Source organism: Paenibacillus alginolyticus DSM 5050 = NBRC 15375, from assembly GCF_000422905.1.
Classification (GTDB): domain Bacteria; phylum Bacillota; class Bacilli; order Paenibacillales; family NBRC-103111; genus Paenibacillus_E; species Paenibacillus_E alginolyticus.
In genome coordinates this window covers 106,295-127,743 of the sequence record NZ_KE383949.1, presented here as the reverse complement: position 1 = coordinate 127,743, position 21,449 = coordinate 106,295, and the positions used below count along the sequence as shown (strand labels likewise).

Annotated in this window: 11 protein-coding genes and 2 riboswitches; of the genes, 8 read left to right on the top strand and 3 right to left on the bottom strand. The window is 47.8% G+C overall.

What is annotated here, in order from left to right; genetic code table 11:
* Positions 1-18 precede the first annotated feature (18 nt).
* The 3 genes from G519_RS0139770 to gcvH all read right to left on the bottom strand — a co-directional run bounded on the left by G519_RS0139770 (position 19) and on the right by gcvH (position 4,621).
* Positions 19-3,105: an ATP-binding protein gene (locus G519_RS0139770; RefSeq protein WP_307720130.1), complete on the bottom strand. Its 3,087-nt coding sequence runs from the start codon at positions 3,103-3,105 to the stop codon at positions 19-21.
* Positions 3,106-3,544: 439 nt separating this feature from the next.
* On the bottom strand, positions 3,545-4,138 hold the full coding sequence (locus G519_RS0139765; protein ID WP_029199264.1) for a sulfite oxidase-like oxidoreductase: 594 nt from the start codon (positions 4,136-4,138) through the stop codon (positions 3,545-3,547).
* Positions 4,139-4,231: 93 nt separating this feature from the next.
* Positions 4,232-4,621 carry a glycine cleavage system protein GcvH gene (gene gcvH / locus G519_RS0139760; RefSeq protein ID WP_029199263.1) on the bottom strand — a complete coding sequence of 130 codons (390 nt, stop codon included), beginning with the start codon at positions 4,619-4,621 and terminating at the stop codon, positions 4,232-4,234.
* Positions 4,622-4,817: 196 nt separating this feature from the next.
* Positions 4,818-4,914: riboswitch (glycine riboswitch) on the top strand.
* Positions 4,915-4,917: 3 nt separating this feature from the next.
* Positions 4,918-5,024, top strand: a riboswitch (glycine riboswitch).
* Between the two features lie 104 nt (positions 5,025-5,128).
* Here gcvH and gcvT point away from each other — a divergent pair.
* The 8 genes from gcvT to G519_RS48335 all read left to right on the top strand — a co-directional run bounded on the left by gcvT (position 5,129) and on the right by G519_RS48335 (position 21,409).
* Positions 5,129-6,223 carry a glycine cleavage system aminomethyltransferase GcvT gene (gene gcvT, locus G519_RS0139755; protein ID WP_029199262.1) on the top strand — a complete coding sequence of 365 codons (1,095 nt, stop codon included), beginning with the start codon at positions 5,129-5,131 and terminating at the stop codon, positions 6,221-6,223.
* A 34-nt stretch (positions 6,224-6,257) separates the two neighbouring features.
* Positions 6,258-7,613 carry an aminomethyl-transferring glycine dehydrogenase subunit GcvPA gene (gene gcvPA, locus G519_RS0139750; RefSeq protein ID WP_029199261.1) on the top strand — a complete coding sequence of 452 codons (1,356 nt, stop codon included), beginning with the start codon at positions 6,258-6,260 and terminating at the stop codon, positions 7,611-7,613.
* On the top strand, positions 7,610-9,091 hold the full coding sequence (gcvPB, locus tag G519_RS0139745; RefSeq protein WP_029199260.1) for an aminomethyl-transferring glycine dehydrogenase subunit GcvPB: 1,482 nt from the start codon (positions 7,610-7,612) through the stop codon (positions 9,089-9,091). The genes gcvPA and gcvPB overlap by 4 nt, the downstream gene beginning before the upstream one ends.
* 1,085 nt (positions 9,092-10,176) lie before the next feature.
* The gene (locus G519_RS0139740; RefSeq protein WP_029199259.1) at positions 10,177-12,414 is read left to right on the top strand and encodes a helix-turn-helix domain-containing protein; all 2,238 of its coding nucleotides are present in this window, start codon (positions 10,177-10,179) and stop codon (positions 12,412-12,414) included.
* A 253-nt stretch (positions 12,415-12,667) separates the two neighbouring features.
* Positions 12,668-13,609, top strand: a complete 942-nt coding sequence (locus tag G519_RS0139735) for an ABC transporter permease (protein ID WP_029199258.1) — start codon at positions 12,668-12,670, stop codon at positions 13,607-13,609.
* An 18-nt stretch (positions 13,610-13,627) separates the two neighbouring features.
* The gene (locus tag G519_RS0139730; RefSeq protein ID WP_029199257.1) at positions 13,628-14,503 is read left to right on the top strand and encodes a carbohydrate ABC transporter permease; all 876 of its coding nucleotides are present in this window, start codon (positions 13,628-13,630) and stop codon (positions 14,501-14,503) included.
* A gap of 66 nt (positions 14,504-14,569) precedes the next feature.
* Positions 14,570-16,243 (top strand): extracellular solute-binding protein, encoded by a 1,674-nt coding sequence (locus G519_RS0139725; RefSeq protein ID WP_029199256.1) that lies wholly within the window; start codon positions 14,570-14,572, stop codon positions 16,241-16,243.
* 114 nt (positions 16,244-16,357) lie between these two features.
* Positions 16,358-21,409: an OmpL47-type beta-barrel domain-containing protein gene (locus G519_RS48335; protein WP_051254163.1), complete on the top strand. Its 5,052-nt coding sequence runs from the start codon at positions 16,358-16,360 to the stop codon at positions 21,407-21,409.
* Positions 21,410-21,449 lie beyond the last annotated feature (40 nt).

The window sequence follows — 21,449 nt, the reverse complement described above, 5'->3', positions numbered from 1 at the left end:
CTCCTTTCTTGTCTATGATTATGCCTCATCACTGCTCCCGGCCAGAGGTAAATATATCGTCACCTTGGTGCCCCGCCCCAATGCTGAATCAACATTCCACGTAGCCCCGGGTATCGAATCCAATCTTCTGCGAATATTCGAGATGCCAATGCCGCCTACACCCTGTTTGCCGCTGACAAGACCATAGAGCAGATCGTCATCCATTCCGACCCCGTCGTCTTGAACGATAATTTGCAGATGACGGTCTCCTTCCTGGATGGTCAACGTAACTGTTCCGAACCCTTCCTTTTCAAATAATCCGTGACGAATCGAGTTCTCCACAAAAGGCTGGATGCTTAAAGAAGGAATCGGCATATGCTTCAGACTCTCGTCAATGTAACATATAAAATCAAACCGATCGCCAAAACGGGCTTTCTCGATCTCGACATAAGCCTCGATCAGCTCCAGCTCCCGGCTCACACTGACAAACAAATCGTTGCGGTCCATATCGAGAATATAACGCAAATACTGGCTTAATTGAGACAGCAAATAGGCTGCTTTCTCCCCATCCGTATAACAAAATGAAATTACGCTGCTAAGCGCATTATACAGAAAATGGGGCTTGATCTGCGCTTGGTGAAACGCCAGCTCATTGCGAATCGCCTCTTGGATGGACGTCTTCATCGCAATCAGCGTCTGAATGCGGGCAATAAGCGGCTCCGCCTCAAACGGTTTGGTCAAATAATCGTTCGCCCCCGCCCTGAAGCCGATTGCGATATCCTGTGAAGTATCCTTGACCGTTGCAAACAATATCGGCAAATCGAGGATCGAATAATGAAATCGCAGCATGCGGCAAAGCTCGATCCCCGATATATCAGGCATCATGACATCCAGAATGACGAGGTCGATCTGTGCATAAGCCTTGATTTTGACCAAAGCTTCTTTGGCCGAGAAGGCTGTAATCACGTTATACCTGTGTCTTTTCAAAATATTCAGCAGCGTATGGATGTTGGAAGCCTCGTCGTCCACGATAAGAATCGTATGTGCATGTTGTTCCAGAAGATCCAATGAAGATTTACTTTCCGACATTCTCGGCACCGTAGTTTCATTCATGGCGGCAGCCTCATCTGCAGCAGTATAATTCGCCATGTGCTTCAACGTAAACACCATACGCGTGCCGACATTCACCTCAGACCAGTCAACCCAAATTTGCCCTTCCATTCGTTCGATCAATTTACGGCTAATATACAAGCCCACGCCCATTCCCGTGTAGCCGTCATCCGGCAGAACCTGATCGAGCTGCTCAAAATATTCAAAAATGTTCGATCGCCGTTCCTCAACAATACCAATGCCCGTATCGGTGACGGATATGCGGATCATGTCTCCGACTACGACAGACGTGACGGTAATAGTCCCTTTTTCGGTATGCTTAATCGCATTATGGATCAGGTTGTACAACAATTGCCGCAAGCGGCTCTCGTCGGCATGCACCCATACGTTCGGAGGAACCTGATTCTCCAGCATGACCTCTTTGCCCGCCAGCTCGAAATGCAAGACGTCAAACACAATTTGAGTCACTGATCTCATATCGACGACCGTCATATGCATACGCAGCTCACCTTGCTTAAGCCTCGTAACATCAATTAAATCGCGCATCAGCATCGATAGCTTCACCGAGGTATCCTTGATCAGCCATAGATTTTGCTTTTGCTTGGCGGATAAATTCCGCTCATCATCATCCAGCAGGTACGAGGTGATGTTCATAATGCCGTGCAGCGGTGTCTTGACTTCATGCGACGTGTGCATTAAGAACTCGTCCTTCAGTTGATTGGAAATCGTCAATTGATGCGTCAGTGTTTCCGTCTTTGTATAGGCCGTCGTTAAACGGGCAGCTAGTAAAAGATTCATTAAAGATATGAAACCGATCACGGCAGCTTTTCCTCGTAAATCCGTCGATATCATATTTTCCGCATAAAGAGTCCCGTCGACCAAAAAAATCAACAATGAAATGATGACGCCGATGAAAAGCAAAAGCTCTTTTCGTTCCGATGTTCCCTTCGGGCTAGTTCCGAATAAATAAATCATTCTGCCAAGCAAATAAAGAGGGACCAGCGCCATGTAAAGAAAAAATATACCTCTCACTTCATTATAAAGCGAATAGGGAAGCACGAGAATCGCCGCTATGTAAACGACATTCGGAGAAATTAAAGCAATCTTCATTCGATGCGAGATCAGTCTGCCGTCCATGGAACTGAAGAATAGAATACTTAGCACAGAACTAAGAAATTCGCTTAGATCCAGCGATTTATAGACAACATAAAAAGGTATTTCCGGTATGAGCCTTTGAAGCAATTTCTCGCCAAACAGCAATTGAATGAGCGCAAGGGAAAACAAATACATCCCGCTGTACAAGTACGTCTTTTCTCTGTTACGCAAAACATAGAGACTGAGATGATAGGCGCCAAACATGACAAAAATGAGCGCGTAAGCCAGATCACTGCCGATCAATAAGCTATTCAGCTTCGTAATATCTCCATGCCATCCGAACTGGATGGAGTTGATTATACCGCCGTTGGTAAATTCATAATTGGCCACTTGGATAATGATCTCGATTTCTTTGCCTTGCGCATGAAAAAAAGTGCTGTACGGCGTATTGCCGGAAATGTTCGCTTCTTTGACAATGGCCGGACTTCCGCTCCCGCCCTCTAATTTGCCATCGATATACAAGCTGTGAGACATACGAACACTTCTTACTTTTAAACCATAGATATCATCGTTATTATCTACCAGCACTTTAAGCCGATAAGTTCCAAAGCCTTTTCTGCTCATGCCGCCATCTTTCTTTTTACCTTCCCATGTGCCTGGGACAAATAGATAAGTAGCATCGCTCCGCACAGCCTCGCTAAAATCAGCAGGTTCGAGCAGCTTCCCCTCATAAAACTCCCACTCGCCGTCGAGAGCAACCAGCCCTTGCTTGTGAAAATCCCAACCCCTTAAATCCAGCACTCCCTGCTTGGCAAGCTGTGAATCCCTATTTGGTACTGTATGCGAATAAATAGCTATAAATAATAGGATTGAGAGAGATAGAATGATGCCAATGCCAATAAACTGGCGAAAATTATTCACGATAGTGTCCTCTTTCCCTGTCATGCATGCAAAGTCATGCAATTGATCCTATCATTTCATACTCACAAAAAACTCACAAGCCCTCAACTTTTGACTAGTCTCCCACCTCTAGGGACGAGGCGATAATCTGATCATTTAGTCGATTCACGGCATTGCTAACCATCCGAACAAAATGAAGTGTAGGGATTGGAATCCATCGTTACTTGATGTTGCAGGATGAGTGAACCCATATGTTAGATGTTGTTGTAGAATGTGCAACAATTGCTGCCCAAATCCCGCCTCTCTCCCTTCATTGTTGCATCATGTACAACAATTGAGCCCAATATAGGCGATTTTGCGGTAGATGGAGTAGCTTCGCCTTCTCCCCTAACACAAAAAAACACAAAAAGCTGTCTCAAAGTCAATTGACTTTTAAGACAGCCCCATAGCCATTAAGTATTTAATCGAAATCGTATCGCTGCTCCTTGAAGGGATCGCCGTACATATGGTACCCATTCCGCTCCCAAAAGCCCGGCTTATCCTTCGGCATAAACTCGATGCCGCGCAGCCACTTCGCGCTTTTCCAGAAGTAAAGATGCGGCACGACCATGCGAACCGGGGCCCCGTGGTCAGGTGTCAGCAGCTCACCATTGTGTCTGATGCCCAGAAAAGATGTCTCACGAAGGAAGTCCTCGAGCGGAAGATTCGTCGTCCAGCCATGCTCCGCATGCAGCATAACATGTGTGGCTTCCGGCTTCAGCCTCACTTTGCTCATAAGCTCAGAAACAGCAATGCCTTCCCATACATTGTCCAGCTTGGACCATGTAGTTACGCAGTGAATGTCGTTTGCGAACTCTTTGCGCGGAAGAGCCATGAAGTCTTTGTACGAGATCTGGAACTCTTCCTCAACCAAGCCAAAGAGACGCAGATTCCATTTGCTCATATCATTATAGTAAGGCACGGATCCGTAATGAAGCACAGGCCAGCCTTGTGTCAGCGTTTGGCCAGGGGGAACACGGTCATTCTGTTCCTGTGGCTTTTGCCCAAATAACATGAGATAACCTCCATCCTAATATAGGGACCTTTGGTTGGGACCAAAGTCTCTCCTTATTCGAAACGTTTGGTTGGAGACCAAAGTCACTCTTTACTAGTCGTTACCGATGTAAGATGCATATTCAGCTGGTGTAAGTAAGCCTTCCAAAGCTTCAGCACCTGTAACTTCGACTTCAACCATCCAACCTTCACTGAATGGTGCACTGTTTACCAACTCAGGTGAACCTTCCAAGGAACTATTTACTGCTGTTACTTTGCCCGAAACGGGCGAGAAAATATCCGAAACCGTTTTAACCGATTCCACACTGCCAATGCTTTCATTCGCGGTAACGGATGTTCCGACTTTAGGAAGCTCCACAAACACAATATCCCCCAATTGATCTTGGGCAAAATCAGTAATGCCTACGCGAACTACTGTATCCGACAGCTTCTCTACCCACTCATGCTCTTTGGTGTAAAATAAATTGGCTTGTACTTCACTCATCGTTAAACGCCTCGCTTACCAGCAAATTTTGCTTTTAGCTTAATCTAATGGGAACATCAAAGTCAAGGCGGTCGCAGTAAATTTTGCCAACACGGCCGGACTAAGGCGGCAAGTCTCACTTTTCAAAAGTTGCAGTTGACAATTCACACCAATTTGGGCACATAATAATACTATAAATTAAATTGAATATTGGCGAATGATGGTATAGGGAGAGACCGCAGGGCAAGCTCGCGGCGCCGAAGGAGTAAGCCCAGTACGGTGAATCTCTCAGGCAAAAGGACCTGTATCGGACGCAACTCTGGAGAGCTTCGAATTTCCGCGAACAGCGGGAAAACGAACACCCAAGGGGAAACTTGACGGACGTTTGGTCCAGCGAGGTAACTCTCAGGTAAAAAGGACAGGGCAAAAGGTATGTTTGTGTTGCATACTTTTTGCTCTTTTTTGCATTTTCTGGCTTATATTTCGGGCAAAATAGCAGTGTCAACAATCGAAGGTGAGGTTACGAGCATGCTAAAACGAACACCGCTCTTCCCGATTTATGCGGAGCATGGAGCGCGAGTCATTGATTTTGGAGGCTGGGAGCTGCCCGTGCAGTTCGCTGGTATTCAGAAAGAGCACGACGCCGTCAGGCAGCAGGCCGGGCTTTTTGATGTTTCCCATATGGGGGAAGTCCGAGTCAACGGAGAAGACGCCCTTCCTTTTCTGCAAAAAATAACAACGAATGATGTATCCAAGCTGGAAGCAGGCCAATGCCAATATAGCCTTATGTGTTATCCGACTGGTGGCGTTGTAGACGATCTCCTCGTTTACAAACTTGGTGATAACAACTACATGTTGGTCATCAATGCATCAAATATCGATAAAGATGTGGACTGGATGCAGCAGAACCTCACGGGTCGTGTGGAATTAGTCAACATTTCAGATGAAACGGCAATGCTCGCGCTGCAAGGACCGCATGCGGAACTGATTTTAGCTAAACTTACAGACGCGCCTATCCAATCTTTGAAAACGTTTCGCTTCCTTCCTGAGGCGGATGTTGCTGGGATTAAAGCACTCCTATCTCGTACCGGATACACAGGTGAAGATGGCTTCGAGCTCTATGTCGATCAAAAGGATGCTGTAAAGCTGTGGAAGCTGCTTCTTGGAGCAGGTCAAGAGCATGGTCTCGTACCAGCAGGCTTAGGCGCTCGTGATACGTTACGCTTTGAAGCTCGTCTCCCCCTTTACGGGCAGGAGCTTTCCAAGGATATTTCACCGCTAGAGGCTGGACTTTCGTTTTTTGTGAAGCTGGATAAGGGAGATTTCATAGGTCGTGACGTGATCGCTGGTCAAAAGGCAAACGGTACACCTCGCAAGCTCGTTGGCATCGAAATGGTCGAACGCGGCATTCCGCGTCCGCATTATGCCGTTTTCAATACGGATGGTCAACAGATCGGTGAAGTCACGACAGGGACACAATCTCCTACTTTCAAAACGAATGTGGGCTTAGCTTTAATCGATTCCGCTTACAGTACGCTGGGCACGGAATTGAATGTTGAGATTAGAGGAGCGCAGGTCAAAGCTAAGGTCGTTGCCACCCCGTTTTACAAAAGAAAATCGTAAGCCATTCGTCTCAGGAGAGGAGCAAGCCCCCATCATGAAGCACCGCTATTTGCCAATTACGGAACAGGATCAGAAAGAAATGCTGGAAACCATCGGCATCTCATCCATGGAGGAGATGTTTCAAGATATACCTCAAAAGGTTCGCTTTCAAGGCGAACTGAACGTATCAAAGGCGCTGGATGAGCAAGGACTGCTGCGCTATATGCGCGGTCTGGCGAGCCGCAACGCCGACTTCGACCGGTATGCCAGCTTCCTCGGCGCTGGCATCTACGATCATCACCTTCCGGTGGTGATCAATCATGTCATCTCGCGCTCAGAGTTCTACACAGCGTATACGCCCTACCAACCGGAAATCAGCCAAGGTGAGCTGCAGGCGATATTCGAGTTTCAGTCGTACATCTGTGAGCTCACCGGCATGGCCGTAGCGAACGCCTCGATGTACGATGGCGCAACGGCGCTGGCCGAAGCCGGCGCCTTGGCCAGCGGAGCGACGAAGCGCAGCCGTCTGCTCGTCTCGAAAGCGGTGCACCCGGAAGCGCGCGCGATCTTGCGCACCACCGCCCGCGGGCTGAACTTGGAAGTGGTCGAGATTGGCCTCACGCCAGAGGGCGTGACCGATTTCGAAGACCTCACTTCCAAGCTCAGCGACGACGCGGCTGCTGTCATCCTCCAATCGCCGAATTTCTTCGGCTGCTTGGAGGATATCGGGGCCGCTGAGCCCCTCGCGCACGGCGCGGGCGCACTGCTCGTCGTGAGCGCGAATCCGCTCACGCTCGGGCTGCTCGAGGCGCCGGGCAAGCTCGGCGCTGACATCGTCGTCGGCGACTGCCAGCCGCTCGGTATCCCAGCTGCGCTGGGCGGGCCGACGTGCGGCTACTTCGCCGTCGCCGAGAGCTGGATGCGCCGAATGCCTGGGCGCATCGTGGGCCAAACCGTTGACCGCGATGGCAAACGCGGTTTCGTCCTTACACTCCAAGCGCGGGAGCAGCACATCCGACGTGAAAAAGCCACGTCGAACATTTGCTCCAACCAAGCGCTTCTCGCGCTTTGTGCATCTGTGTACTTGTCCACGATGGGCAAGCAAGGCATCCAAGACGTTGGTAAGCTGGGCGTCCAGAAAGCCCACTACGCGGCGAACCGTCTAACCGCGTCTACTAAATTCTCGCTGCCATTCGCAGGCAGCTTCTTCAATGAATTTGCCGTCAAGCTACCGGACGGCACGAACGTGCAGGAGCTGAACAGTAAGCTCCTGAAGCATAACATCATCGGCGGCTACGACCTCGGCCGCGACTACCCCGAGCTCGCCGGCCATATGCTTATTGCCGTCACAGAGCAAAGAACGCGCGAAGATATCGATGCCTTCGCAGCTGCACTGGAGGAACTCGTATGAGCGAAAACAACGTAAACGTGAAATCAGACGGCAAAGCGCTCATCTTTGAAATGAGCCATCCGGGTCGTGTCGGCTATTCACTGCCTGAATCCGATGTGCCAGATGTCAATTTGAACGATCTTCTGCCAGCCAAGTTTAGGCGCCAGAATGAGCCTGACCTGCCAGAAGTGTATGAAGTAGACGTCATCCGTCATTATACGGCTCTTTCCCGTCGTAACTTCGGTATCGACAACGGCTTTTATCCACTCGGCTCGTGTACGATGAAATACAACCCAAAAATCAACGAAGACGTAGCCCGCTTCCCTGGCTTCGCCAAAATACATCCGTACCAACCGGAAGAATCACTGCAAGGCGCAATGGAGCTGCTCTACAATCTCCAAAATGACCTTGAAGCCCTAACCGGCATGGACCGCGTAACCCTGCAGCCGGCGGCTGGCGCTCATGGCGAGTGGACCGGACTAATGATGATTCGTTCCTACCATGCGAGCCGCGGCGAGAAGCGGACCAAAGTCATCTGTCCCGACTCCGCGCACGGCACTAACCCTGCCAGCGCTACCGTCGCAGGTTTCGAAACGATAACTATTAAATCCAACGAGCGCGGCCTCGTGAATCTCGATGAGCTTCGCAAAGCCGTTGGTCCCGATACCGCAGCGTTAATGCTAACGAATCCGAACACGCTCGGTTTGTTCGAAGAACAAATTATCGAGATCGCTGAGATCGTGCATGCCGCAGGCGGACTGCTCTACTATGACGGCGCTAACGCCAACGCCATTATGGGCATCACTCGCCCCGGCGACATGGGCTTCGACGTCGTGCATCTCAATCTGCACAAAACCATGAGTACCCCGCACGGCGGAGGCGGACCAGGAGCAGGCCCCGTTGGCGTCAAAGAAAAGCTGATCCCGTTCTTACCCACTCCGCTCGTTGCGAAGCGCGAAGACGGCAGCTTTTATTTCGATTACAACTACCCGCAAACGATCGGCCGCGTCAAAGGCTTTTACGGCAACTTCGGCATCCTCGTCCGCGCGTATACCTATATTCGTACACTCGGTCCAGAAGGCTTACGAAAAGTATCCGAGTATGCCGTCTTGAATGCAAACTATATGCTGGCTAGATTGACACCATACTTTGATGTGCCTCACCCTCGTTTCTGTAAGCACGAATTCGTACTTTCCGGCAATCGCCAGAAGAAGCTCGGTGTACGAACACTCGATATTGCCAAAAGATTACTCGATTTCGGCTACCACCCGCCAACGATCTACTTCCCGCTCAGCGTTGAAGAATGCATCATGATCGAGCCGACAGAAACCGAAAGCAAACAAACCTTGGACGAATTCATTGACACGATGATCGCCATCTCCAAAGAGGTCGAAGAAAACCCGGATCTTGTCAAAAACGCACCCTATACCACCGTCGTCAGCCGTATGGACGAAGCGCTTGCTGCCCGCAAGCCTGTCCTGAACTGTACTTGCGGATAAATAATACAACATACCCGCGATTCAAGCTGTTTCAGCTGAGTGGCGGGTTTTGTTTATCTTCCTATTTGCACTATCCCTTTTACTCAGAAAGAAAGAGTAAAAAGTTTCGAAGTGCTTTATTATTGATGTATATAGTTCGAAGTCGGGGGCGGTGGTGTGGTGTGAGCATATCTTCTAGAATAGTTTTGGTTTACGTTAGTACGTGTCAGAACAGTTCTATTTTGTTTGGGAAGTTCCACACGAATGCTGTCATTCCCATTTTTATCCATGCAATACAACCATTGCTTACATTAACTTTTTCTTCCCACTCAATCCTTTCAGAAACATATTTTCTGAGCAGTCTACAAAACTGCCCCTTAAGCTTCCTCGAACATGAACCAAAGAGTAAGCCGCACATAGAAACTCTGAATCAAGACTAACTCCCCTAACTAAGCGACTCCTGAACCAAAGGGATAGTGCTCATAGAAACTCTCAATTAAGATGAACTCCCCTCATCCAACTTATCCTGAACCAAGGGGATAGTGATCATAGAAGCTCTCAATCAAGAATAACTCCCTCACCAAACGTACCCTGAACCAAGGGGATAGTGCCCCATAGAAACTCTCAATTAAGACTAACTCCCCTAACCAAGTGACTCCTGAACCAAAGGGATAGTGCTCATAGAAGCTCTCAATTAAGATGAACTCCACTCACCCGGCTTATCCTGACCCAAAGGGATAGTGATCATAGAAGCTCTCAATTTAAATGAACTCTCCCTCACCCAACTTATCCTGAACCAAAGGGATAGTGCTCATAGAAGCTCTCAATCAAGAATAACTCCCTCACCAAGCGTACCCTGAACCAAGGGGATAGTGATCATAGAAACCCTCAATTAAAACTAACTCCACTCACCAAGCGACTCCTGAACCAAAGGGATAGCGCCTGTAAGTTTAAACTTATTGAAACGCCAGTATTGAACGTATTCACTTATACAAGCATGATCCCTGAATATTTTGCATATAACGTACGACAGTGAACGGTCGCATTACGAATGCGGCAGAACTGTTTATTTCATTGCATTTGGATTATTTTAGAGGAGCGTTTTTATGAACAAACCATGGTTTTATCGGCTTTTATTCTCCTATTTGCCTGTATTTTTCATGATCACTTCTGTGCTCATTGTGCTTATTATTCTTTCGATCAGCCAACTGTCCAAAAAAGAAGCTGAAAATGCCAATAAAACGTATGCTTTACATATCATGCAGTCGGTTGACTATGCCTTGAAGACGATAGACGAATATGTGATCAAAGAACTGCAGACCAATACGCGGATTGACCAATTTTTTGACAACAAATTTGAGGGAAATCCCTATTACTCGGCTTATGAAGTCACCGAATTGATTCGCGGGATGATGAATTATAACAAGTTTATTGATTCGGTTTATTTTTATCGGGTTTCCGATCAAATGGTCATTAGTCCAAACACGATGATAACAGCTGATCGTTTCGGCGATAAAGGGTTCATCGAAGAGATGAGGAAGAACCCTTCTCAGTATCAGTTGACGAATCAGCGGATCTTTAAAGAATTTGCTGAGATGGATCAGCGTAAAGTCGTCATTTCTTTAGTACGGAAGATACCTCTGTTATCCGGGCAAAAAGGCATCGTCGTTGTCAATATCAGTATGGATTCTATCGCAAGAATGGTCGGTGATATGTCTAATTCAAAGATCAGCTTCATCGAAGTATACGATCCCGAAGGCAAGCAGCTGATGGCATCCGGAAACGCAGATGGAGCAGTAGGATCTAGGAAAAGAGGGTCTGAGCTAACCCGAATTCATTCCACTTATACAAACTGGGAGTACCGAAGCGGTCTCAACGATGATTATTTATTTACTTTCACCTCTGTATTCTCTTATGTATGGATCGGTTTGGGACTAGTTATGGTTGTCCTTGGCGGGGTCTGGATGACTTATGTGACCTATCGCAATTATCGGCCGATTAAGTTGATTATGTCCCGTATCCATGCTTATTCTGAACTGAAGTCGATGGGAGTCGAGGGCAAGAAACAAGACGAATTCCAGTATATTGACCGAGCCATAGGCAATCTCATGGAGTTATCCAGCCGCTATGAGAAGCAGCATGAGGAAGATATCGTATTCCGGCGGCGGCACTTTTTCAAAGAATGGCTGGAAGGAAGCCGGGCGGTTGATTATGAAGACTGGAAAGCCGAGATGAATCGGCTGCAATTGCCTTCAGACTACGGCCAACTTGCTGCAGCGGTCATCGAGATGGATAAGTATATGGAAGTATGCCGAATGTTCTCTCCGAAGGATCAAGAGCTGCTGAAATTCGTACTAAGCCGTGTCGTTTATGAAACTGCTGAACCGCTTGGCCTGACTGTATGGGCGGAATGGACAGCTACACACAGGCTTAGTGTTGTGATATTTGCCAATGAGAATGTCAAAAACAGTGAGAAGTTAGCGGCCAATCTATGCGAAAATATTCGCGCCTGGGTCGAGCAGCATCTGCATTTCCGCATTACGCTTGGTGTCGGGCATGTGGTTGGACAAGTACAAGAGCTCGTTCATTCATACGAGGCTGCTGTCCATGTTCTTCGCTTTAAATCGACCTTAGGAACGAATCGAGTCCTGTATCATTGGGAATCCGAAGCGTCCGCTGAGAAGGAAATGTATAAGCACTTGCCGATGGTCAAATCACTGGCTCAGTCGTTTCGCTTGGGGGACAAGGAATGGAAGCCGGCCATGGAGCAACTTTTCACTGAATTAAAAGTCGGGTTATTCTCCTACGATGAGATCTGCAATCTCATGAATTATTTGGTCTATCATTTACACCGGGAGATGATGGAGCTCTCAGTTGAGCTGCAGGAGTTATGGCAAATCGCGCTGCCACAACTGAACGACGCTATTGAACAGTTCGATACGATCGAAGAGTTATATGCTTCGTGGTTTCACATGTTAGAAGAAGTATCGCAGCGGATGGCAGCTATTCGCGAAGACAGAAGCACACATGCGGTCATGACCCAAGTACGCTCGTACGTGGAGACTCATTATGCAGATCCAGAATTATCGCTTATCTGGCTAAGCGAGCAGTTTCAGCTTCATGCTTCGCATGTCAGCCGTGCATTCAAAGAGGAGTTTGGCGAAAAATTCGTCGATTATCTCGTTAAGATCCGGATGGAACATGCGAAAAAGCTGCTCCAGAGCAGCCGCGACTCCGTCCAGAACATCGGGGGCATGGTTGGATACACGCATGCTATATCGTTTATACGCGCCTTCAAGAAGTATACTGGTGTCACGCCAGGCGATTATCGGAAGCAAGAGTAATCATGCCATTTTTCAAGAAAAGTATATTGTTAATTGATGTTTATTCACTTCTGCATCAAATCCGCTAAAGCCTTGTACAGCAAGGGGTTTCAAAAGAGTTTATTCGCTAATTCATGTATATTGAGAAGAATTGCACCTCTGAGGTAAATTGATTCCATCGACGGCAAGGGAGCAAAAGATGGATCAACTTTTACACGAAAGGAGGTGACACACGATGCCACATACACCGCTAGACAACATTCAATCAGCCCCCATGATTACTACACGAAGATTTACCCACAATGCCGCCAAGTCGCTGCAGCCCCGTCGTCGTTTCAAGCAAAATATGCCGCTATTGATTATGTTTGTACCGGTTATCGCTTACTTTATTATCTTTAGATATTTTCCAATATTAGGTAATGCGATTGCCTTCAAGAACTATAACTTGATGGATGGCATATGGGGAAGCCCATGGGTTGGCCTAAAGTATTTCAAGGCACTTTTCACCCAACCCCAGACACTGACCATCATCCGCAACACCGTCACATTGAGCTTATTAAGCATTGTAGCAGGATTTCCATTTCCGATTATCATTGCCATCCTACTGAATGAAGTTCGCGCCATGCGGTTCAAAAGGATTGTACAGACGCTAATCTATATTCCTCACTTCTTCTCATGGGTCATTGTCGGAGGCATTGTCGTTACGATATTCTCCCAACAATCAGGTATCGTTAACAAGCTGTTGGAGCTATGGACGGGTCACACCACTGCCTTCTTGTATCAGGAGCATAGCTGGATAGCTATCTTCCTTGGATCTGGGATTTGGAAGGAAGCCGGATGGGGAGCGATCATCTACCTGGCTGCGCTTACCTCGATCGATACGCATCTGTATGAAGCTGCCAGCATCGACGGTGCGTCCAAATGGAAGCAGATCTGGCATGTCACGCTGCCCGGCATTCGCAGCACGATTATTCTCATGCTGATTCTGAGTATGGGTACTGTCATGGAAGTCGGGTTTGACCATGTGTACACGCTCCAGAATGCAGCTGTTTCTGATGTCTCGAATGTCATCAGCACCTATATCTTTATCGTGGGTGTCCAGGGAGGACAGTTCAGTTTAACTACGGCGGTCGGGTTGTTTGAATCTCTGGTCGGCTTCTTCTTCGTCGTCCTTGCGAATCAACTTGCCCGTAAATTCGATCAAGGACTGTGGTAAGAAAGGAGCCTCCCCGTCATGAAACCAACATGGGATGAGAAAATCTTTTACACAATCAATTATATGTTCCTTGGCCTTGCAGCTCTAAGCTGCGTTCTTCCCTTGATGCATATCATATCTTTATCCCTAAGCAGCTATCAGGCAATTGTATCGGGGCATGTAACCCTGTGGCCGCAAGGCTGGACTGTAGAAGCGTACAAAGCCTTATATGTTGGCACGAATATGGTCAAAGCCTTTCGTAATAGTGTCGTAATTACCGTTGTAGGCGTCACGCTGAGCATGTGGTTTACGATCATGGCGGCTTATCCTTTAGCGAAGAAATATTTCTATGCGCGTCGTTTTTTGACACTGGCTATCGTATTTACCATGCTGTTCGGAACTCCGTTAATTCCTCTGTTCCTGATTGTGAAAAGTCTCGGCTTACTGGATACTTACGGTGCCATATGGATGCCGGGACTGATCAGTGCGTTCAATATGCTTGTGCTTCGGACTTTCTTTATGAATGTGCCTGAAGAGCTTGAAGAGGCAGCGCGCATGGATGGCTGTGGAGAATGGAGACTTCTCACCCGAATTATTCTCCCTTTATCCCTGCCTGTCTTGGCTACATTGACTTTATTTTATGGCGTCGGCTATTGGAATTCATTCTTACATGTACTCATGTTTATCAATGACAGCACACGGATGAATTTGGCGGTTATGATTCAACAGATGGTCGCCAGCCAATCGATTCTTCAAGAGCTTAATTCCGTAAGACCGGATGATTTGCAACAAATGACACCAGAATCCATCAAAGCGGCCGGCGTGATCGTACTCATTGTGCCTATGCTGATCGTCTATCCTTTTTTGCAGAAGTATTTTGTTAAAGGGGTCATGATCGGCGCGATTAAAGGATAACACGAAGGTCAACACAACCTAACTTGAGCTGTTTTAGGAAATGAATAATCTAAGGGGGGTATATCCATGTCTATGTTACACAGAGGTCATCGGAAAGCTCTACTATCCACACTAGCTTTAGTCGCAATATTAGCAGGCTGCTCTACAGCCAAAGTCAACGATCCAGGGACATCGTCAAGTCCGAATGCGACCCCAGCAGCCGAACCGGCTAAAAGAGGAGCGATTAACGTTTCCGTCTATGATCGGGGCAATGTTCCTCCGGAGGAAGGTAACTGGGATAAAAACCGTTGGGTGGAGTGGATCAACAAGAACGGTCCTGTCGATGTTAAATATACACCCGTTCCCCGCTGGGAATCGTTCCCGAAATTTAATGCTTTGCTTGCCTCTGGAAGCGCACCGGATTTGATTCTGGAGTATGACGCCAACTACAGGAACAGCTGGTATTCACAAAAGCTGCTGATGCCAATTGATGAGATGGTTGACAAATACAGCACAAACTACAAGCAAATTCTAGAGAAATACCCGCTGCTGCGCAAGATTGGAACGAAGGAAGACGGCAAACTATATGAAATCGGGCGTTTAAATGTTGTGGCCCCGCATCATCGTCTCTTAATCCGCGAGGATTGGCTCCAGAAGTTGAACCTCCCTGTTCCGACAACAACAGAAGAATTGTACAACGTAGCCAAAGCATTCGTGAACCAGGACCCGGACGGCAACGGTAAAAAGGATACGTTCGGTATCAACCTGAGCGGCGTCGGCTTCTCCGTGATCAGCCACATTTTCGGACGCTCGATCGATTGGGCCGAGCAAAATGGCCAATTCGTACATGACTGGGAACGCCTCCAGGCATCCGTAGAATTCCAGAAGCGTTTGTTCGACGACGGTTTAGTCGATAAGGATTTTCTCACAGATAAAAACGGACAAAAAGGCATCCAAGATTTTATGAATGGGAAATTGGGGATTTTCGCGATCGACAGCGCTTGGTTTACCATTTCGAACTATGAAACTTTGAAGAAGAACAACCCTACGGCTAAGGTCATTCCGATGGCTTTACCAAAGAGTCAATTTGGGCAGTTCAGCCCGATTATCAGCACACCTGTGCAAATGGTCGGTGTCGTTAATGCCAAAGCGAAGGATCCGAAAGCAATTATGCAATATATTGACTGGATGGTGGATCCCCAAAATGCAAGCCTACTGAAAAACGGAATTGAGGGTACCCACTCGCAAAAAGGCTCGAATGGCTGTTTGCAGCCTATCGATACGGAGAAAAATAAGAAAGAGCTGTACACCGACGATCTGAATATGATGAGATCCGATTTGCTGCTGGGCAAATGCGCGGAAGTGTATCTGGTGAACTTGCGCCCTGAAGTGCCAACCCAGAAAGAACTGCTCGATATCAACCTCAAATCCAAAGAAATCTATATTAATAAGGATCGTCCTATTCCTTCGCTCGGCTATGACTTCTTACCGGTCTTGCCTGATGATCTGCAAGCGATTGTCAAAAGCACAAGCAAATCCAACAACATCGATAAAGGCGATATTTGGTTGAAAGCTTTGGTAGGCGGCACTGGCTACACGGCACAGCAAGCTGTGAAGGATGCCAAGGAGGTATGGGAAAAAGCAGGCGGCAAGCAAGTCGACGATTATTACGCCAAATGGTACGAGAACAACAAAACCAAAGCATTTAGTATCGATGATCTGTACAAATTTGCTGAACAATCTCAGAAAGAGCTGAAATAGAATGAAGGAGGAGCGGCGCTCCAAGTTAGAAGGATCGGAGCGCCCTCTACACATGACGTGGACCCCGGATAGGATTAGGGAATCCTATTGATAATCTCGTTCATGGAGGTAATTATGAGATCCCTACACAAGTCAAAACTCCTTGTTTCAGTCCTTCTGTCGGCGATCATTGTTTCACTGCTTCCTATCTTTCCTGTGCATCGTGCTTTTGCGGCTGCAGCAGGTATTACCCAAGACTATTGGAACAACGTTCCTGGAGGTAAGGTGGAACAAATTCCTGTAAAGACGCCTCCATCGGGTTCGAGGTTGCTCGCTAACTTCGAGACACCGAACAATATGGGGGATCTTTATGGGTCACGCATTTACGGTTTTCTGACGCCGCCGGTCAGCGGAGGCTACACCTTCTGGATTGCAGCGGATGACAGCTCCGAGCTATGGCTAAGTCCGGATGGCGATCCTGCGCACAAAGAGAAGATAGCGTCTAATACCGTCTTCGCTAAGCCCAGAGAGTGGGAGAAATCCCCAACTCAGAAATCCGTGATCATTCCGCTATCCAGCGGGAAAAGATATTACATCGAGGCGCTGCATAAAGAAAATACCTCTAATGACAATTTGGCTGTTGCCTGGCAAGGGCCGGGAATTGCTCAACAGGTGATACCTGGCACTTACCTGACACCCTATGTGCTGCCTGATGCGCCAACAAATCCTGTGCAGGACGACACAGCGAATACTTTCGGATGGACGCCCGTTTCCGGTTATCCGGGTGTGGCTGCCTATGAATACAGCACAGATCGCGGTTACAACTGGCAAACCGTAACAATGAACCCGCTTCAACTGGACAATGTCAATTACACGACGGGACAAATACAAGTTCGGTTGAAAGAAACGACAGCGCAGCCTGCCGGAAAGATCCTGTATTCAACCTCCTTTTACACGCTAACTACCTTGGAACAGCCTGCGCCGGTTTATACAACGATTTGGAAAATCGGGCTTGATAATCAGCTATCGACTGAATTTAGCGATTATAAATCAACACCCGTTGAGTCCTTCAACCTTCCTTCTGACTGGGCCACTCGCACAGATTGGAGTTCAGTGTCTAAAGGACTGAAGCTTAACCGCAACAGTTCTATGGTTATTACTTACAACTTGCCGCAGGTCCCGGAGCATGGGGTGCAGTTCAGCTTCAGGAGCTTGGACGTGTATGTATCCGTTCCGCAATTAGCTGTATTTTCCAATGATACGATGGCTGGTTTAATCCAAATTGTCGGCTTGAACGGCGGGAATACGACTCGGAAATTTAAAGAAACTTACGAGCTTTATATTCCTAAGGAAATGCTGAAGGTTGGATCTAATGAATTGAAGCTGTCTTTGGATCGAGGCTTGTATGCGGGAACTGAAGGCGATGAATATCATTGGTTTGAATGGGATTACGCCAAGCTTGAGGCATTAGGAGCTCCGGCTGCGGAACCCATTCATGGGCGGTATACCCATTTGGGAACAGCGCTTGTCTCTCATGTTTTGAAGGATCGTGATCTGCAAACAATGGAAGTAACGAAATGGCTTGGACTCGCCTACAGCGGGAACGTCATTCGTTCCAGTCAATTCTCACGGGAATGGCTGACTGCTTTGCGCGATTTGAATTTGGCGCCGGTGCTGCTGCCATTCGGGACCTATATCAAGGATCCTGAACTTTCATCAGGGGTCGTTCCTGAGAAGCTCAAAGAGTACTACAGCAATCTCATTGCAGAAAATGGGGATTTGTTCGAATACATGGAGCTTGATAATGAACCCGGCGTGTTCAACAATGCTTTTGCCGCCGATTTGGCTCTTGCTAAGTATGTTAGTGAGCAGAAGCCTTTGCTAAACCCTTGGTTGAAAGCGGTCTCTCCAGGCTGGGCTTACTGGCCCTCCAAAGGAATTCCCGATGGCTGGGAGCGTGATCCTGCGTATCGCAGACAGATTGAAAACTATACTGATATGACGAACGGTCACAGCTACACCTTAAGCGGGATTTCGAGTGGTGAGGGAGGCGCAGTCGTTGAGACGTTAAAGACTTTCCCTGAATATCAGGGTGACGGAATGGCAAAGCCGATGATGATGAGTGAAACAGGAGCTGATGATTTTCATACCGACAATAACCGTTACGATACGTTCACGCATCGTTTCGCCTCCATCTTTGATCGGGAAACGCGCAGTACCATCGGCTATCTCGATTACATTATGCAGCATGCGGCTTACTTCCGAGAGTACAGCTTGCTCAAAGAGGACATCGAGATGAAATCCGCTGACGATGCCGAGGCATGGATCAACACGAGCGATCCCGATGAAACGCGTTTGAAGGTTTTTCGCCGCTTAGCGCTCGCATACAGTACGCATGGCAAACCGCTCCCTTATGTGTATACAAATCAGAGCGAGCTTGCCGGGAAAAAAACTTACTTCCGTGCGGTGGATACATCTAGTCTTGGTGTGAGCAGCACTGGAGCAAAATCCAATAAAATTCTGCTCAATTTTGTTAATTTTGAAACGACACCGGTTACTATGAACGTCAATGTCACGCTGCCTACTAACGCCCAGTATGCGGCAGAACGCTTTGGCGCAGGCAACACATATGCCGCTGCGCGCAGTTTTACGACGATTGACGCCGCTTCGGGCGCACAATTATCAGAAACACTTCAGCCGGGCGAAGCTGTGCAGTTTATTTTAACCCCGTTAGAACATTCAGCACCAAGCAAGCCAACGCTGCAAGCACGGGCCGTTTCGTACAAACAAATCAAGCTGACTTGGCAGCCTTCTACGGATAATGCAGAAGTAGCCGGGTATAAGCTCTATGATAACGGCGTACTGCTCGCCAAGCTACCGAAAGCCGTAACCCGGTATTCGCACCAAGATGTTAGACCGGAAAGCGCACACTCGTATACGCTGATCGCTTATGACGACTCGGGGAACGAATCTGTACCGAGTGACCCTTTAGCCATATCCTCCTTATCCTTGCCGACCTCTCCTTTTACCACTACGTCTACGGGAGCTTTGCATGTTGAAGCGGAGCAAACGGAGCTGGAAGGAGTGACACATCATGGCACATTCGTCGGCATGTACTTTACACAAGGACGGATGAACATGCTGAAACCGCCTGTCAAAGCAAATACCAATTACATTCTTAAGCTTAAATATAGCTCGGCCGCGAACAAAAAGGTAAACCTCGCGATCGACAATCAGCTGGTTCGGACGCTGGATTTGCCGGGAACGGAGCCGAATGTCTATACAACCGTCGAATATAACGTCATGATGCCTGCGGATATCAGCAACCTTGTGCTGTCCATTGTCAAAAGCAGCGATAATGTTTTCGCCTACTTCGATTGGTTCGAGCTGAAAGAAGGCCTCTTGGATGAAACGCCTCAAGCACTCTGGACAAATGTCATTCATTCCAGTACGAATATGTATTATTCCGCTCCTACCTTCGCTCTCGGCGCCAATGGAGCCAATCTTCATGAAACGACAACGCCGGGCGATTACGCAGCTATGGGCTTTAAGGGGACGGGAATCCGTTGGTATTCCGATATTGAGTCCTCCTTAGGCGAGGCTGATGTGTATATCGATGACGTCCTGCAAATGACTGTGGATTTGAAAACAGCAAACACACAAGGCGCTAAGAAGCTGGTTTTCGAAAAGTCGGGTCTCCCTATGGAAAACCATATCATCAAAGTTGTCGCTAAGAACGGCCGGATCATCCACCAATCGTTCGAGTTTTTGAGTTTGGAACGCCAGCCCTTAACACCAGGTCCCGATCTTATCGTAACAGATCTTGGAACGGATCCAGCAGATCCGTATGCTGGGCAAACGGGAATTCGATTCTATGTCACGGTGAAAAATGTCGGTATTCTCCCGACCCCTGCCGGCAAAATAACCGGAGCCGTGTTTGGTTTGAACGGCGGTTCTTTCGGCTATACGGATACGTATAATCAATCCATCCCTGTAGGCGGCAGTGCAACACTCTATACAAACGCAGGCGGTGAGAACGGATATTGGGAAGTGCCCAATGGAGAAGCCACCTACCAATTAAGCGTCAATATTAATGATATCGGACGATTCACTGAGATGGATCGTACGAACAACACCAAGGAGATTACCTTCGAAGTGAAGAAGCGAAATGTCACCCCTCCTGTGACAACAGCGACAGCGGACGGGGCAACGGGGGCTGGCTCATTCAACAAACAAGATGTGCATGTGACGTTTACAGTCTCACATCCGACTGTTGGCGTTGGAATCAAGCAAACGGAGTACCGAATTCAGGGTGGAACATGGCAACCTGTCACAGTGCAGCCGGTCACCTTCAGCGATGAAGGGGTGCATCAAATCCAGTACCGCTCGATTGATGTGACGAATAACGAAGAAGTACCTAAAGATTTGATTATAGGCATCGATAAAACGGCTCCTACAACCACACACACATCATTAGAGGGATGGCAGCGCACACCACAAACCGTCACATTAGCAGCGTATGATTCTTTGAGCGGTGTTGGGCAGACCTTTTACATGCTAAACGGGGGAACTGCCACTGCCGGAACCTCGGTTACGGTAAACACTTACGGTGTGAACACGATACACTATTACAGTGTTGATGCGGCAGGCAATCAGGAAGCTAGTCATACTGTGGAGGTACGCTTCGATCCGCAAGCTCCTGAAATCAACATTACTGGTCCTTTAACTGTATTTTGGACGGATCCGATTGTACTGAATGTCGTTATAACGGATGCTTTGAGTGGAGTTGCCCCATCTGTCGTCAAACTTGACGGTGCCGTTGTTAGCCCTAATATTAACCTCCAACCGCTCAGCTTGTGGATAGGTCAGCACACGATTGAAGTAACGGCAGCAGATAGCGCGGGCAATACGATCGTGCGTACCTTTGTATTGAAAGTGATTATGGATCTCGATCATTTGGACGATCTGCTCCGTTTATTATGGAATCTAGGATATTTCACAAATCAAAGCACTTACAACAGCTTGCAGAACAAGGTTGCTCAGCTCCAGAAACTGCTGAACCAAAGTCAGCTTAAAGATCAGACTATCTTTGATGCTGTAGTCAAAGATGGCAAGTATACGGATAGCAGTACCGCCAAGCTGCTTCAGGATGCCATTCTATATTTGCAGCAAAAGTCAGGGAAGTGAACAGTAAGGAAGGGACATATCATCCAAAATCACTTTTGGA

What these genes read in the sequence shown, in the direction of transcription:
- G519_RS0139730 (WP_029199257.1), top strand. Translation starts at nt 13,628, where the DNA reads ATGAAACCAACATGGGATGAGAAAATCTTTTACACAATCAATTATATG.
- G519_RS48335 (WP_051254163.1), top strand. Translation starts at nt 16,358, where the DNA reads ATGAGATCCCTACACAAGTCAAAACTCCTTGTTTCAGTCCTTCTGTCG.
- gcvH (WP_029199263.1), bottom strand. Translation starts at nt 4,621, where the DNA reads ATGAGTGAAGTACAAGCCAATTTATTTTACACCAAAGAGCATGAGTGG.
- G519_RS0139725 (WP_029199256.1), top strand. Translation starts at nt 14,570, where the DNA reads ATGTCTATGTTACACAGAGGTCATCGGAAAGCTCTACTATCCACACTA.
- G519_RS0139740 (WP_029199259.1), top strand. Translation starts at nt 10,177, where the DNA reads ATGAACAAACCATGGTTTTATCGGCTTTTATTCTCCTATTTGCCTGTA.
- gcvPB (WP_029199260.1), top strand. Translation starts at nt 7,610, where the DNA reads ATGAGCGAAAACAACGTAAACGTGAAATCAGACGGCAAAGCGCTCATC.
- gcvPA (WP_029199261.1), top strand. Translation starts at nt 6,258, where the DNA reads ATGAAGCACCGCTATTTGCCAATTACGGAACAGGATCAGAAAGAAATG.
- G519_RS0139735 (WP_029199258.1), top strand. Translation starts at nt 12,668, where the DNA reads ATGATTACTACACGAAGATTTACCCACAATGCCGCCAAGTCGCTGCAG.
- gcvT (WP_029199262.1), top strand. Translation starts at nt 5,129, where the DNA reads ATGCTAAAACGAACACCGCTCTTCCCGATTTATGCGGAGCATGGAGCG.
- G519_RS0139765 (WP_029199264.1), bottom strand. Translation starts at nt 4,138, where the DNA reads ATGTTATTTGGGCAAAAGCCACAGGAACAGAATGACCGTGTTCCCCCT.